This is a genomic window from Stenotrophomonas sp. CASM114 (genome assembly GCF_049384325.1).
GTDB classification, from domain to species: Bacteria; Pseudomonadota; Gammaproteobacteria; order Xanthomonadales; family Xanthomonadaceae; genus Stenotrophomonas; species Stenotrophomonas muris.
Genome location: NZ_JBMRGJ010000009.1, coordinates 23,938 through 38,017 on the forward strand (window position 1 = coordinate 23,938; position 14,080 = coordinate 38,017).

At 66.8% G+C, this 14,080-nt stretch carries 19 protein-coding genes and 1 tRNA gene; 3 read left to right on the forward strand and 17 right to left on the reverse strand.

All coding sequences use genetic code 11. From position 1 onward, the window contains the following. Positions 1–80 precede the first annotated feature (80 nt). From VG566_RS11015 to VG566_RS11040, 6 genes are all read right to left on the reverse strand, one after another. Complete coding sequence (locus VG566_RS11015) at positions 81–944, reverse strand: alpha/beta hydrolase-fold protein (RefSeq protein ID WP_164233001.1); 864 nt, start codon at positions 942–944, stop codon at positions 81–83. A 49-nt stretch (positions 945–993) separates the two neighbouring features. Next, a complete protein-coding gene (locus VG566_RS11020) occupies positions 994–1,458 on the reverse strand; it encodes a lysis system i-spanin subunit Rz (RefSeq protein WP_014648116.1) in 465 nt (154 codons plus the stop codon). A 3-nt stretch (positions 1,459–1,461) separates the two neighbouring features. Then, complete coding sequence (locus VG566_RS11025; RefSeq protein ID WP_049406161.1) at positions 1,462–1,998, reverse strand: glycoside hydrolase family protein; 537 nt, start codon at positions 1,996–1,998, stop codon at positions 1,462–1,464. Then, the gene (locus tag VG566_RS11030) at positions 1,995–2,192 is read right to left on the reverse strand and encodes a hypothetical protein (RefSeq protein ID WP_014038210.1); all 198 of its coding nucleotides are present in this window, start codon (positions 2,190–2,192) and stop codon (positions 1,995–1,997) included. The genes VG566_RS11025 and VG566_RS11030 overlap by 4 nt, the downstream gene beginning before the upstream one ends. A gap of 125 nt (positions 2,193–2,317) precedes the next feature. Beyond that, a complete protein-coding gene (locus VG566_RS11035; RefSeq protein ID WP_014038211.1) occupies positions 2,318–2,746 on the reverse strand; it encodes a hypothetical protein in 429 nt (142 codons plus the stop codon). Beyond that, the gene (locus VG566_RS11040) at positions 2,736–2,996 is read right to left on the reverse strand and encodes a YdaS family helix-turn-helix protein (RefSeq protein ID WP_032958958.1); all 261 of its coding nucleotides are present in this window, start codon (positions 2,994–2,996) and stop codon (positions 2,736–2,738) included. Before VG566_RS11040 ends, VG566_RS11035 begins: the two co-directional genes overlap by 11 nt. Positions 2,997–3,081: 85 nt before the next feature. Here VG566_RS11040 and VG566_RS11045 point away from each other — a divergent pair, with 85 nt between their 5' ends. Together VG566_RS11045 and VG566_RS11050 are read left to right on the forward strand one after the other, a co-directional pair. Further along, positions 3,082–3,588 carry a hypothetical protein gene (locus tag VG566_RS11045; protein WP_032958957.1) on the forward strand — a complete coding sequence of 169 codons (507 nt, stop codon included), beginning with the start codon at positions 3,082–3,084 and terminating at the stop codon, positions 3,586–3,588. Positions 3,589–3,676: 88 nt separating this feature from the next. Next, a complete protein-coding gene (locus VG566_RS11050; protein WP_032958956.1) occupies positions 3,677–3,910 on the forward strand; it encodes a hypothetical protein in 234 nt (77 codons plus the stop codon). 289 nt (positions 3,911–4,199) lie between these two features. On the opposite strand, the gene VG566_RS11055 is transcribed toward VG566_RS11050, so the two are convergent. Beyond that, positions 4,200–4,275, reverse strand: a tRNA-Lys gene (locus VG566_RS11055). A 177-nt stretch (positions 4,276–4,452) separates the two neighbouring features. On the opposite strand from VG566_RS11055, the gene VG566_RS11060 reads away from it, so the two are divergent. Then, the gene (locus VG566_RS11060; protein WP_049406164.1) at positions 4,453–5,409 is read left to right on the forward strand and encodes a DUF2268 domain-containing putative Zn-dependent protease; all 957 of its coding nucleotides are present in this window, start codon (positions 4,453–4,455) and stop codon (positions 5,407–5,409) included. 142 nt (positions 5,410–5,551) lie between these two features. Here VG566_RS11060 and queC read toward each other — a convergent pair whose 3' ends face one another. From queC to ruvB, 10 genes are all read right to left on the reverse strand, one after another. Next, positions 5,552–6,217 carry a 7-cyano-7-deazaguanine synthase QueC gene (gene queC / locus VG566_RS11065; RefSeq protein WP_032958954.1) on the reverse strand — a complete coding sequence of 222 codons (666 nt, stop codon included), beginning with the start codon at positions 6,215–6,217 and terminating at the stop codon, positions 5,552–5,554. A gap of 78 nt (positions 6,218–6,295) precedes the next feature. Beyond that, a complete protein-coding gene (queE, locus tag VG566_RS11070) occupies positions 6,296–6,997 on the reverse strand; it encodes a 7-carboxy-7-deazaguanine synthase QueE (protein ID WP_241884282.1) in 702 nt (233 codons plus the stop codon). Positions 6,998–7,195: 198 nt separating this feature from the next. Further along, complete coding sequence (gene ybgF / locus VG566_RS11075) at positions 7,196–8,014, reverse strand: tol-pal system protein YbgF (RefSeq protein ID WP_049406165.1); 819 nt, start codon at positions 8,012–8,014, stop codon at positions 7,196–7,198. Positions 8,015–8,017: 3 nt separating this feature from the next. Further along, positions 8,018–8,536, reverse strand: a complete 519-nt coding sequence (gene pal, locus VG566_RS11080; RefSeq protein ID WP_014648158.1) for a peptidoglycan-associated lipoprotein Pal — start codon at positions 8,534–8,536, stop codon at positions 8,018–8,020. A gap of 64 nt (positions 8,537–8,600) precedes the next feature. Further along, the gene (gene tolB, locus VG566_RS11085) at positions 8,601–9,920 is read right to left on the reverse strand and encodes a Tol-Pal system beta propeller repeat protein TolB (RefSeq protein WP_100450490.1); all 1,320 of its coding nucleotides are present in this window, start codon (positions 9,918–9,920) and stop codon (positions 8,601–8,603) included. A 285-nt stretch (positions 9,921–10,205) separates the two neighbouring features. Further along, positions 10,206–11,261, reverse strand: coding sequence for a cell envelope integrity protein TolA (gene tolA / locus VG566_RS11090; RefSeq protein WP_014648159.1), 1,056 nt, complete (start codon positions 11,259–11,261; stop codon positions 10,206–10,208). Continuing rightward, a complete protein-coding gene (gene tolR, locus VG566_RS11095; RefSeq protein WP_241884281.1) occupies positions 11,251–11,679 on the reverse strand; it encodes a protein TolR in 429 nt (142 codons plus the stop codon). The genes tolA and tolR overlap by 11 nt, the downstream gene beginning before the upstream one ends. A gap of 24 nt (positions 11,680–11,703) precedes the next feature. Then, positions 11,704–12,483 (reverse strand): protein TolQ, encoded by a 780-nt coding sequence (tolQ, locus tag VG566_RS11100; RefSeq protein WP_005410752.1) that lies wholly within the window; start codon positions 12,481–12,483, stop codon positions 11,704–11,706. Positions 12,484–12,493: 10 nt separating this feature from the next. After that, positions 12,494–12,925 carry a tol-pal system-associated acyl-CoA thioesterase gene (gene ybgC / locus VG566_RS11105; RefSeq protein WP_014648160.1) on the reverse strand — a complete coding sequence of 144 codons (432 nt, stop codon included), beginning with the start codon at positions 12,923–12,925 and terminating at the stop codon, positions 12,494–12,496. Next, on the reverse strand, positions 12,915–13,955 hold the full coding sequence (gene ruvB / locus VG566_RS11110; protein ID WP_014648161.1) for a Holliday junction branch migration DNA helicase RuvB: 1,041 nt from the start codon (positions 13,953–13,955) through the stop codon (positions 12,915–12,917). Before ruvB ends, ybgC begins: the two co-directional genes overlap by 11 nt. Positions 13,956–14,080: the final 125 nt, after the last annotated feature.

A 14,080-nucleotide genomic window follows, 5' to 3' on the forward strand; every position in this document is an offset into this window, starting at 1 on the left:
GCTCCCATTGCGGGCGGCGCACCGGATGGCGCCGCTGCCGCATCCTCACATGGCATGCCGCGGCACGCCAATCCTCCTGATCAGGGCGAGGCCGACGGCGGCGCCGGGAACAGTGTGCGCAGCGCCTGCAATGCGGCCGGGTGGTAGACGGTCGCGTGGGTTTCCTCCGGCAGCGGCAGGTACTTCACCAGCGGCGACGGCGAGGCCTGCTGCAGCAGCGCGGCCAGTCGTGCCGTGGAGGCGGCCAGTTCCGGTTGCCCGCTGCTGGCCAGGAACACGTGCGGCTGTGCACGCGTCACCGCCGGCAGCTGCCGGGATGCTCCGGCCAGCATCGCACCACGGTTCCACCACAGGCTGGGGTCCAGCGCGATATAGCTGTTGAACAGCGTCGGCTCCTGCAGCAGCGTCTCGACCACGAACAGGCCAGCCAGCGACTCACCGATCAGCGCACGCTCGTCTGTGGTCGGGTAGCGCTGGCGTACCTGCGGCATCAGTTCATCGCGCAGGAAGCTGCGGTAGGCCGCCGAGCCACCGATGCGTGGCGCGATCTTCTGGTCCTGCGGGTCGCTGCTGGGGCCGGTCATGTCGCGGCGGCGCTCGGTATTCTCGATGCCGACCAGCAGGAACGGACGCATGCTGCCATTGCCGGTCAGCACCTGCACCAGCCCTGCCACATGCAGGAAATCCTCGCCGATGCCGCCATCGGCCATGTACAGCACCGGCAGCGGCGCCTTCGGATCCAGGCCCCAGGGCTGCGGACGATAGACATTGATGCGGCGGGTCTCGCCCAGTGCCTTCGACTGCACGGTGAAGGTCTCGCCGATAACCAGTGGTGCGGCCGCAGCGGTCGATGCCGGCGGTGCTGCCGGCACGGTGGGAACAGCTGCGAGGCCCGGCCCTGCGGCGGCCAGCAGGATCAGGGCGGAGAGAGCGACGACGCGCATGCGAACTTCCATTTTCGAGAGGACGGCCAGCATAACTGCGCCGGCGCCCTCAACGGCGATCCAGTTCGATCACGGCCTGGCAGGCACGGAGCTGGTCGTCGGCATCGCGTCCGATTCGAACAAGCGCTGCCGCAACCTCTGCTCGTAACTGGGCGCCCGCATCACGTTCGCCGGTGCGGGCGGCGGCTTCGGACAGACGGCCGGTATGGCACGCGGCGAGGTCGTCGCGCAGGCGGAGAGTGCCAGCGCGCAGGGCAGCCACCACATCGGCATCCACCTCGGCCGCGCGCTCACGATCCTGTTCATGTTGTTCCCCCAGTGAGGCCATCGCCTCGCTCCGTTCTTCCTGATCCCGGCGCAACCGCCGTTCGGACTGCACCGCGCCGGCCTGTTGCTCCACATCGGCACGCGCCATCGCGAGGTCGCTGCGATCACCGCGCCAACGCCAGCCAGTCATGAACATCAGCAACGACCACAGCAGCAGCGACGCCATCACCACCAGCATGCGCGGCATGGGTCACTGCTCCGCCAGGCAACGCGCATGGCGCTGCTGCTGGCGCTCCCACACTCCCCAGCACACGGTGTTGGGGCGGCCGTCGATGCGGGTTGAACAGTCGTAGCCCCCTGCCCGCCTCCATAGCAGCAAGGCATCGCAGGCCTGGTGATACTCACCCTGCAGCAGATGCCGGCGCATCGACGACGCGCGCCAGTTGCCGATGCCGTACTGGTAGAGGAAATCGACATAGACGTCGTACTCGCCCTGGCTGAGCGCCACACCGGGCAGCGACGCGCGGAACTGCCCTTCCTCCCTGGCCAGATGAGCCTGCACGGCATGCAGCGCGCGTACCGGCGTGGTACGGTCGCCCAGCCTCACCGGCGTGCCATCCTCGCGAACGGTCGAGCCGAAGCCATAGGTGGGTCGGTCATTGCGCGTGGGCACCACTGCGGCGTCGGTGTATCCCTCGCGGTCAACGATGGCGATCAGGCCCGCAGCACTCAGCGCAAGCGCGGCGACCAGGCTGCGTACCTGCAATGTACTGCCGGGCCGGCTCATTCGCGCTCCCTGCGGCGCCATTCGCGCAGCCAGCGCCAGCCCAGATAGGCAATCTGCGCCGCCAGGTAGATGATGGTGAGGACCACGACCAGGCGGTCCAGGGTGATGCCGGCTGCAAGCGCACCGGCGACGGTAACCGGCGGCGCCGACTTGATGGCCGCCGCGCCGGCCGTGCTGATGATTTCTTCTTTCATGATGGGTCCTGGAGGGAATGCAGGCCGCGTCGCATCGACGTGGCCCGAAGAGGTGCCCGCCCCGCTGCCGGCTCGGCACGAGGGTTGTTCCGGTCGGGAGGCGGGCGGAAGATCGGTTCCGCCGCTCATGCGGCCTGGGCGATGCCCTCCATCCAGCCACGTACGCGCTGGAAGCCAAGTTCGACCAGGTTGAGGTAATGCCGGTTGGATACCGGCCGCTGCCCGCTGTTGGCCAGCAGCAGATTCGCCGTTTCGAATCGTTCGACCTTGCGTCGGCCACGCCCGCAGTAGTAGCCGCGCAGCGCACAGGCCATCGCCACGTTGTCACGCGCGACCGCCGTGATGATGTCTTCGATCTGCTGCGCCAGCTGATCGGTTTCCAGAGGCTTGTAGCCCTGGGCCCGCCCCGGCATGTCACCACGATGCTCGATCAGCACCGCCAGCAGGTTGCGCGACTGGAAGCCGAGGTATTCGCAGTCGCGATGCAGCGCATATTCGCCGCCCCAGTGCTCCAGGCGGCTGCGGACATACTCACCGAACGTATCAAGCTGCATGGGTGGCTTCTCCTTTGACGGGCGACGGGGCCGGACCGAACACATCCGGGCGCAGGGATTCGCGGCGCACGGCGCCCGCAGTGGCCAGCTCGATGCGCCGGCACAGGCGCGCGCCGGGCAGCTTGTGGCCGCGGGCGATCATGTAGAGGGTCCGCAGCGCGCAACCGGTCTGGTGGGCCAGGCGGCGCATGACGGGACAGCTGGGGGTGCCGTAGCCCCCTTGGGAGATGGCGTAGTCGATGAGGTTCATGGGCCACACATTACTGCTACGGTAATGGGTAGTCAATACCGTTTTGGTCATTTGCTGGATTGGTAATGCAGCGCACCATCTACAGATGGACGCCAGTACCGCTCGCACCCTCAACATGCGCCTCCGCGTGGCCGCCGCCGGCGGCCCGGCCGAGTGGGCCCGCCTGTACGGTGGCACCCGCTGGGCCCAGCCCCAGGTCAGCCAGTGGATTTCCGAGAGCAACCCGAAGAGCATCGGCCATCGGCTTGCGCGCGATCTTGAATCAGTGATGCAGCTTCCACATGGAACGCTGGATCGCGTCGATCAGGACGGGGACGTGTCGCTTCAGTCTCAATCTACGGGACTGGATTTCGAGAAAATGAGCGCTGCGGTCAAGGTGCTTTCGCACTACCTGGAGCTGGTCGGCGATCCACCGGAATGGATCTACGATCCCGTGCTGCTGGAGACCGCATTCATGGTCGTGGACGAGTTCGGTCAGCCCTCTGCACCGGACAATGTGCTCGACCTGACGAAGCTTCTGGCAAGACGGATCAGGGAGGCAAGGGATGACTCACACGCGACTCGAGGAGCTCGCACAGCGGTTGGCCGCTAGGACCCAGGAACTGCGCGGCGAGCGCACCCCGGCGCCGGCATTGCGGGTGGTGGCGGGAGACGCACATGTGGTCCGCGGGGAGAGGCGCATGGACGCGATCATGCGCGAGTGGCATTGCCGCATGATCCGCAACGTACGCCGACGCTGGGGCGAACCCATGCAGCATGTGATCGATCAGGCATGTTGCGGTGTGGTCAACATCGAGCAGCTCGCCGACGACGCACTGATCCAGTTGCACAAGGACATGGAGCGCGCGGAGGAGTGCATCCGCGAGGGCATTTCCTTCCACGACGCCGGGCTGTTGCGCGCGCATTACGGCTGACAGCGTCCCTGGCCGGCCGGAAACGGCCGGTTCTGATGAGATCAATTACCTGAAATTACCATTATTGTTACCTTAAAGGTAATTTTTTTTAAGGTGAGTGACGTGGGGGCAGCAGCGACGGAAGCGGGTGCGCGGAGCGCCGCCTCCCCGCACCCGCTGCCAGCGGGCGCCGGGGAGTCGATGGCACCTGCAACACCGCATCGTTGCAGCGGCACTTCCCCCATTGCGGAAGTGCTTTGAAGGAAGCAACAAAAAAGGCGCCCCTTGGGCGCCTTGATCGTCAATGCAATGGTGGGCCGTGAAGGATTCGAACCTTCGACCAAAAGATTAAAAGTCTTCTGCTCTACCGACTGAGCTAACGGCCCGATGCATCGCCCGGCCTTTCGGCGGGGTCCGCATTCTACCCTACTTTGCCGGGTCGCGCGAAGTACAGGGTTGGTGCGTGTGCCGGCCAGCGGCCGGCACTACCCGGTCGGGTCAGCCCGCTTAAACCTTCCGGGCCTTCCACGCATCCCATCCATGTTCAACACCCGGAGCCACGGATGCGCTTTTCCAGCTATCTGATCGCCATCCTGCTGTTGCCCTGCACAGCAGTGGCCTCGCCGTCCCAGGTCGTCACTGACGACATCGCCCGCTTTTGGGCCACCTATGACGCGGTGCGCGCCGAGCCTGATGCCGAACGCCGCGTGGTGCTGGTCCAGCAACGCTACATCGATCCCGGCAGCCCCGGACTGCATGCACTGACGCAGGTCCGCAACTACACGGCCCGCGAATACGCCGAGGCCATGCAGTCATGGCCACGCTTCTGGACTTCGGTACGGCCGTTGACTGCGAACGCGCAGCAGGCCAGCGCCACGCTGGACCGGGACCTGGACGCGTTCCGCGCGCTCTACCCTGCACTGCGTCCGGCCACCATCACCTACGCGATGGGCGTGCTGCGTACCGGCGGCACCACGTTGGGCGACAAGGTGTTGATCGGGGCGGAGATGGCGCTGGGCGATGAGCGCGTGGACGTAAGCGAGCTGCCCGAGCCGATGCGCGGCCGCCTGCGGATCTTCTACGACAGCCGCCCCGGTGCGAACAACGCGCAGAACAACCTGCACGAGTACGTGCATACCCAGCAGCGCGAGACCACTGGCAGCCTGGCCCAGTACGCAGTACGCGAAGGCGTAGCCGAATACGTGGCAGAGCGCATCAGCGGTCGCCGTCCGGCACTGCCGCTGTACGCCTATGGGCCCGCGCACGAGGCACAAATCCGCACGCGCTTCCTTGCCGAGATGCACGGTGACAGCCTGGACAACTGGCTGTACAACAGCGCGCGCAATCCGTTCGGGGTGAGTGATCTGGGCTACTACGCCGGATACCGCATCGCGCAGGAGTACATGCGCCAACAGACCGACGAGGGGGCCGCCATCGCGCGGATGATCGAACTGGACTACGCCGATCCGGACGCGGTGCGCGGCTTCATCGAGGCATCGGGATGGTTGCAGGCCCGCTAGGTCAAGGAGTGCGAACCAACGGTTCGCACCCACCGAGAGGGGGGCGGGCGCACCCACCGAGAGGGGGCGGCTTGCACCCACCAAGAAGGGGCGGTTCGCACCTGCAGTGAAGCCGGCCAGCGGCCGGCTCTACCAGACGCGGTCAGGCGTACAGCGTGGGGTCGGGCACGCCGGCCTCGGCAAAGCCCTGCGCGCGCAGGCGGCAGGCATCGCAATGACCGCAGGCGGCGCCGTGAGCGTCGGCGTTGTAGCAGGACACGGTCAGGCCGAAGTCCACGCCCAGGCGCACGCCTTCGCTGACGATCTGGCCCTTGCTGAGGAACTGCAGCGGTGCGTGCACCTTGATGCCCGCACCTTCCACGCCCGACTTGGTGGCCAGGTTGGCCAGCGCCTGGAACGCCGCCACGAACTCGGGGCGGCAGTCCGGGTAGCCGGAGTAATCCACGGCGTTGACGCCGCAGAAGATGTCGTTGGCGCCAAGCACTTCGGCCCAGCCCAGGGCCAGCGACAGCATGATGGTGTTGCGCGCCGGCACATAGGTGACCGGAATGCCGGCACCGCCGGCCTCCGGCACGTCGATGTCGTCGGTCAGTGCCGAGCCGCCGATGCTGCGCAGGTCCACGTCCACGGTCTTGTGCGCGACCACGCCCTGGGCCTTGGCCACGCGGGCGGCAGCGTCCAGTTCGGAGGTATGGCGCTGGCCATAGCGCACGCTCAGGGCATGCACGGCGAAGCCCTGTTCCTGGGCCATGGCGATGACGGCGGCTGAATCCATGCCGCCGGAGAGAAGCACGACTGCCTTCTTCATGGGAAAAACATCCGGTTGGGAGGGGAAAGCCAGCACGCTGTCCCGCGCCGGAGTTACATCAGGGGACGCTGCGCCGGCTCATCGGCCCGGCTCGTCGTTCCACAGGATTTTATGCAACTGCATCTGGAAGCGCACCGGCAGCCGGTCTTCGACAATCCAGTCGGCCAGCTGCCGCGCGGTGATCTCGCCCTTGCTGGGCGAGAAGAACACGGTGCAGCGCTGCACCAGGCCGTGCCCGGCGACCATCGCCTTGGCCCAGTCGTAGTCCTCGCGGTTGCAGATGACGAACTTGATCTGATCGCGGGCGGTCAGCAGCGGCAGGTTTTCCAGGCGGTTGCGTGCGGCTTCGGCCGAACCCGGCGTCTTGATGTCGACGACGCGCGACACCCGCGGGTCCACCGCGCTGACGTCCAGCGCACCGGAAGTTTCCAGCGAGACGTCCATGCCGGCATCGCACAGCTTTTCCAACAGCACCAGGCAGCGCTTCTGCGCCAACGGCTCGCCACCGGTCACGCACACGTGGCGCACGCCCTGGGCCAGCACCTCGGCCACGATGTCGTCGATATCCCACCAGGTGCCGCCGTGGAAGGCATAGGCGGTGTCGCAGTACTGGCAACGCAGCGGGCAGCCGGTCAGGCGCACGAACACGGTTGGCCAGCCGGCGGTATCGGCTTCGCCCTGCAGCGAGGTGAAGATCTCGGTGATCCTCAGGCGTGGCAGGGGCGACTGCACGATCTCACTGGGCGTGGCGGCGGCGCTGGACGGAGTAACGGCGGTCATGGCGGGTACTTCTTGGTGGGACACGTGGCGGGTGGGCTACCGTGGCCGGTAACGAACGCAGCCGAGCATGGCTCGGCTCTACGAAAACAACCGGGCAGACAGGGCCCGGCGCTGCCGGATCCGGGCGGGTTTGCCGAACCGGAAACGAAAGCAGCCGAGCGTGGGCTCGGCTCTACAGGGCACCTATTGTACGCCGGGTCAGCGGATCTGCTTGCCGAGGCGGATGGACTGCAGACGGTCCTGCGCGGTGCGCGCGGCGTCCGAGCCGGGGTACTGCGCCACGACGGCCTCCAGCGTCTGCTGGGCCTGGTCGACCTTGCCCTCGCCATACTGCGAGAGGCCGACCTTGAGCAGGCCGCCGGCGGCCTTGTCGTGGGTCGGATAGCGCGAGAGCAGTTCGCGGAACTGGGTCTCGGCCATCGGAAAGTTGCGGGTGGCGTAGTAGCTCTCGCCCAGCCAGTACAGCGCGTTCGGCGCGTAGACGCCGTTCGGGTACAGCTGCAGGAAGCTCAGGAACAACTGCGCCGAATCATCGTACTTGCCGGCCTTCAGCGAATCGAAGGCGACGTTGTAGGAGGTGCGCTCGTCGCCGGTGGCGGCAAGACTGCCGGCATCACCGTGGACGGAAGGCGGCCGCTCGGAAGTGGCCGCCGCTGCGGGTTTTGCCGGGGCCGGTGCGGCCTTCGGCGCGCTCGCCGGAACGGGCGGCAGGGCCGGGGCGGCATTGCCCCCTTCCAACCGGTTCAGGCGGCTGTCCAGATCCAGGTACTGGTCCTGGGCGGACTGCTTGAGCTGGGCGTTGTCGTGCTGCAACTGCTCGATCGAGGCCTGCAGGCTGGTGACCTGCTGCCGCAGCTGATTGATCTGGTTCAACAGGTCCTGGTTGGCGCTGTTGTTGTACATCTGCTGCTCGAGCGCGCCGACACGGTCGGCCAGGCTCTGTCGCTGTGCATGCGCCGGTGCGGCAGCCACGAGGGCTGCCGCAACGACCAGCATCAGTTTGATGCCAATGCGCATGGATTACTGCGCGGTGTAGACGATTTCGACGCGACGGTTCTGCGACCAGCAGGACTCGTTCGACTCGGTGCAGACCGGACGCTCTTCACCGTAGGACACGACGGTCAGCTGCGAAGCCGAGCCACCGTTGGCCTGCAGGGCCGAGTTGACGCCGTTGCCACGACGCTCACCCAGGGCCTGGTTGTACGCGCGCGAACCGCGTTCGTCGGTGTGGCCCTGCAGGGTGATGCGCGAGGACGGACGGTCACGCAGGTACTTGGCGTGGCAAGCCATGATGGCCTGGAATTCCGGCTTCACGTCTTCCTTGTCCAGGTCGAAGTAGACAACGCGCTGGCGCAGGCAAGCGTCGGTGTCCAGGTCGCCCGGGCCGTACAGGCCGGAGGTCGACGGACCGGTCGGGGTGGTGGTGGAGGTGCCGGTGTCGACCGGGGTTGCCGGCTCTTCCTTCACCTTCTTCGAGCAACCGGCCAGGACGGCCACAGACAGCAGGGAAACAAGCAGAACGCGGGTGGACTTGTTCATGGCGATACCTTTGTGGCTCCTAGGCCGATGAGGGGTTCAAGACAGCGAAAATATTAACACTCTTTTAGCGCTGGGTACGGTATGGGGACCATGCCGGTTCGCGCACATCTCCGTCAGCCAGAACCAACCGCTGGCGCACGCGCGCATCGGCGGAAACGGCGTACAGCACACCACGGCCACCCTCGCGGGCGGCGTACAACACCATGCTTGCGTTGGGCGCAAAGCTCGGAGATTCATCCAGCGAACCCGGGGACAGCGTGCTCCAGCGGGGCGAACCCAGCGAGCTGTCCATCATCGCGATCTTGTAGCTGTTGCCCGAGCCCTGCGCAACGGCGATCTTCTTGCCGTCGTAGGACACCGAGGGCTTGGCATTGTAGTTGCCCTGGAAGGTCACGCGCTCGGCACTGCCGCCACCGGCGCCGACCTTGTAGACCTGCGGGCGGCCGCCGCGGTCGGAGGTGAAGTACACCGCGCTGCCATCCGGCGCCCAGGTCGGCTCGGTGTCGATGGCGAAGTGGTTGGTCAGCTGGGTCAGCTGCTTGCTGCCCAGGTCCATCACGTAGATTTCCGGGTTGCCCGAACGCGACAGGGTCAGGGCCAGCTTGCGGCCATCGGGTGAGAACGCCGGGGCGCTGTTGATGCCGCGGAAGCTGGTGACCAGTTCGCGCGCACCGGTGCCGATGTTCTGGATGTAGATCGCCGAATTGCCACGCTCGAAGCTGACGTAGGCCAGCTTGCTGCCATCCGGGCTCCACGACGGCGACAGCAGCGGCTCGGCCGAACGCACGATGGTCTGCGGGTTGTAGCCGTCGGAGTCGGCCACCATCAGCGCATAGCGCATGGCATCGCCCTTGCCGCTGGCGGTCACGTAGGCGATGCGGGTCCAGAAGGCGCCGCGCACGCCGGTGATCTTCTCGTAGATGGCGTCGGCCATCTGGTGGGCGACGTCGCGCATGGCGTTGCCACGGGCGGTCATCGCCAGGCCCAGCAGGCGCTCGCCCTTGGGCACGTCGAACAGTTCGTACTCGACGCGGTAGGCACCGGCACCGGCATCGAGCACGCGGCCGACCACGATGTAGTTCTGCTTCAGCGCGCGCCAGGTGGCGAACTGGATGTCACCGCCACGCAAGGGCTTCTCGACGATCTGCGCTTCCGGCAGCGTGCGGAACTGGCCCGAACGCTCCAGGTCGGCGCGGACCACGCCGGCGACGTCGGTCTGCGGAGCGGCCGACGAACCCTGGTAGGGCATCGGCACGATGGTGATCGGCAGGGCGGAGGCATTGCCGCCGATGATGTCGATATCCAGCCCCTTCTGCTGCGCGACGGCAGCAAAGGGCAGCAACAGGGCCGCAAACACGGCAAGCCAGCGAGGCATCTTTTTCATGGAGCGCTCAATAGGGGGAAACCGGAACGAGGGATAACAAAGCGGGAGTGAACCGCTTCGCAATCATGAACCAAGGGTACGTGAATTCCGGGTCAGTTCCAGCCCGTCCTCTCACGCACCGTTAACGTCGTGGCTAACATCGCACCTGCCTGCCCCGGTCACGCCGCCCCTCGGGGCGGTGTTCGACAGCAGCCTGCAGCCTGCCCGGCCGAAACCGAGCACGCCAGAGGCAAGCGCGACATCCGTGGGCAGAAGTGGCCCGAGGCCACCCCTGCCCTGCCCGCCTCAGCGATCCTGGGCGGTAAAGGTGAAGTTGAGCGTACGCGCGAACACCGACTCGAAGCCGCGGTACGGCAGTGGCTGCGCATTGAGCACCGCGGCCTCGATCGAACGCTTGCCGGCCTCGTCATAGGGGCAGTTCGGGCTGACCTTGGCCTGCATCACCGTGCCGCCCGGAATCTGGGTGATGGTGATCTGGCAACGCTGGCCCAGCGGCACCGTATCCGGGCGCACCCACTGCGACAGCACCTTGGCCTGGATCGCTGCGGCGTACTTGGCTGAAAGATCGTCGCTGTTGCCACCACCACCGGCCGCCGGCTGGGAAGCGCCGCTGGAGCCCGCAGCGGCACTGCCGGCAGCATTGCGCGCGGCGGCGACCTCGCGCAGCTTCCGCTCGGCCAGCTTGGCTTCCTTCTCGGCCTGCTCGCGGCGGGCACGGATCTCGGCGATCTTCTTCTGCTTCTCGGCCTCGGCCTTGTCAGCCGCGACGCGCTCCTGCTCGGCCTGCTTCTTCTTCTCGTCCGCTTCCTGCTGTTTGGCCAGGCGCAGCTTCTGCTCCGCTTCTTCCTGGCGCTTGCGTTCGGTCAGGTCGATCTGCTCCTGGCGGCGCTTGGCTTCCTGTTCCTGCTTGGCCTTCTCCTGCGAGATGGCCAGTGCGCTCACCGCTTCCTGGTCCTTGGTGTCCGGCTGCGCAACACGCTCCTGCGCCTGTTGCTGCTGGGGCGTGGGCGCGTCCTGCGGGCGCGGCTCGGGAATCGGCTGCGGCGGCGGAATGGTGTCTTCCGGCACCGGGATCGGCTCGGCGACCGGCGGCGGCAGGTCCTCCAGCTTCTCTGACTGGCGCAGCGCCTGGCGTGCGGCGGACGCCTCGGAGGCGGACAGCGCCAGGCTGGCCTCGACCGAGGGGTCGCCAGCGGCGGCATCGGTGTTGCGCTGGGGCGACCACAGCCAGGCCACGATGAAGACCAGCGCGACCAGCAGGTGCACCAGCAAAGCCAGCGCCAGGGGCAGACCCCAGCCGGGTTCGCGCTGATGCGGGGGTGGCAGGGCGTCAGCGTGCATCGGTGGCCAGGCCTACCTTGTCTACCTTGGCGCGCTTGATCACGTCCATCGCGGCAATGACCTTCTCATAGGCCACGGCGCGGTCGGCGGCGACGATCACGCGCACGCCCTTGTCCTGGGCGGCGATGCCGGCCAGGCGGCCTTCCAGTTCCTCGGCCGACACGGCGGCCGGCTCCTTGGCGTCGGGCAGCTTCAGGCTGAGCTGGCCGTCCTGGCGCACCGAGACGATCACCGGGTTCTGCTTGCTCTCCAGCGCCTTGGCGTTGGACTGCGGCAGGTCGACGTCGAAGCTCAGGGTGAGCAGCGGTGCGGTGACCATGAAGATGATCAGCAGCACCAGCATGACGTCGATGTAGGGAACGACGTTGATTTCCGATTTCAGCTTGCGGCGCTTGCGGCGACCGATGGCAGCGGACATGGCTTGGACTCCCGGGTCAGGCGCTTACTCGTCGCCAGCGCTCTGGCGCTGCAGGATGGAGCTGAACTCTTCGGCGAAGGTCTCGAACCGCACCGACATGCGCTCCACGCGGGTGGTGAAGCGGTTGTAGGCCCACACCGCCGGGATCGCCACGAACAGGCCGATGGCGGTGGCGAACAGTGCCTCGGAGATGCCCGGCGCGACGGCGGCGATACCGGCCTGCGCACCGCTGCTGATCATGTCGTGCATGGTCACCATGATGCCGAACACGGTACCGACCAGGCCCACGTACGGGGCAGTCGAGCCGATGTTGGCCAGCAGCTCCAGGTTGCGCTCGAGCTGGTCCACTTCACGGGTGTAGGTGGTGCGCATGGCGCGCTGCGCGCCTTCAAGCTGCGCACGGCCATCCAGCCGGCGCTTGTCGCGCAGGCGGGTGTACTCGCGGAAGCCGGCTTCGAAGATGGCTTCCAGGCCGGTCACGCTGCGGCTGCGGTCGGTGGCTGCGCTGTACAGCTTGCCCAGGTCGGCGCCGGACCAGAAGCGGTTCTCGAACTCGTCGGCTTCGCGGGTGGCCTGCTTGAACACGCGGGCCTTGCGGAAAATGATCACCCAGCTGACGAACGAGCCGACCAGCAGCAGCAGCACGATGATCTTCACCGGCAGGCTGGCCTTGGCCATCAGTTCGAGGTAGTTGATGCCGCCGCCGGTGGTGGCCTGGGCAAGGGTCTGTGTCGCGGCGTTGCTGACGTCGGCCGGCAGTGCCTCGGTGACCGTGGCCTGCAGGGCCAGGAGCGTTGCGATCATCCGTTGTTCCTCAATGTTCGGATTCGGGGTGGAGGTGGGGTTGCAGCACGGCAAGGACGGCATCGTCCATGCCACGCGGGCGGAAACTGGCCGCTTCCAGTGCGGCGATGCGGACCTGCGCGGACAGCAGCAGCTCGCCGTCGCGCAGGATCTGCTGGTCGAAGACCATGCTGGCCTTCTTCAGCTGGACCAGGCGGGCAGTCACCTGCAGGGTGTCATCCAGCCGTGCCGGCCTGATGAAATCCATCTGCATCGAGCGCACCGCGAAGACCATCCCGTGCTCGGCGCGCATGCGCTCCTGGCCGTAGCCGAGCGCACGCATCCATTCGGTCCGGGCCCGTTCCATGAAGGCCACGTAGCGGGCGTGGTAGACCACCCCACCTGCGTCGGTATCTTCCCAGTAAATGCGTGTCGGCCAACTGAATCGGGGCTCAACCGACATCGGGAACCTCCGCGAACAGGTCCTGCGGCGGGTTCTTCGGCTTCAGGCCCATGTGCCGGTAAGCCTTGTGGGTGGCCATGCGGCCGCGCGCGGTACGCACCAGGAAGCCCTGCTGGATCAGGTACGGCTCGACCACGTCTTCCAGCGTGCCACGCTCTTCGGACAGCGCCGCGGCCAGCGATTCGATGCCGACCGGGCCGCCGTCGAAGTAGTCGACCAGGGTCTTGAGCAGGCGCCGGTCGAGCTCGTCGAAGCCCTCCGGATCGACCTTGAGCATCTTCATCGCGGCCTGTGCCACGGCCTCGTCGATGTGGCCGCCGGCCTTCACCTGCGCGTAGTCGCGCACGCGGCGCAGCAGGCGATTGGCGATACGCGGGGTGCCGCGCGCGCGCCGCGCGATCTCGCCGGCGCCATCGGCGGTGCAGTCGATGCCGAGGATGGTGGCCGAACGGCGCACGATCCGGGTCAGCTCCTCGACGCTGTAGAACTCCAGGCGCTGGACGATGCCGAAGCGGTCGCGCAGCGGCGCAGTCAGCAGGCCGGCGCGGGTGGTGGCACCAATCAGGGTGAACGGCGGCAGGTCGATCTTGATCGAACGGGCGGCGGGGCCCTCGCCGATCATGATGTCGATCTGGAAGTCTTCCATCGCCGGGTACAGCACTTCCTCGACCACCGGCGACAGGCGGTGGATCTCGTCCACGAACAGCACGTCGTGCGGCTGCAGGTTGGTCAGCAGTGCAGCGAGGTCGCCGGCCTTCTCGATCACCGGGCCGGAGGTCACCCGCAGGGCCACGCCCAGCTCGTTGGCGATGACGTGGCTGAGCGTGGTCTTGCCCAGGCCGGGCGGCCCGAAGATCAGCACATGGTCGAGCGCGTCGCCACGGGCCTTGGCCGCTTCGATGTAGATCTCCAGCTGCTCGCGCACCGGGGCCTGGCCGAGGTAGTCGGCCAAGCGCCTGGGGCGGATGCTGGCGTCGGCGGCGTCATCCTCGCGGGTGGCGCCGGCGCCGATGATACGGTCGTCGGTCATGTGCTGATTATGCGGCAAAAGCGTATGGGGTCGGATCCGTTTTCCAGAGGAAAACGGCTCTGACCCCGAACCGGAACACCGGGAACATGGGGTCAGAGCCCTTTTCCTACGGAAAAGGGATCCGA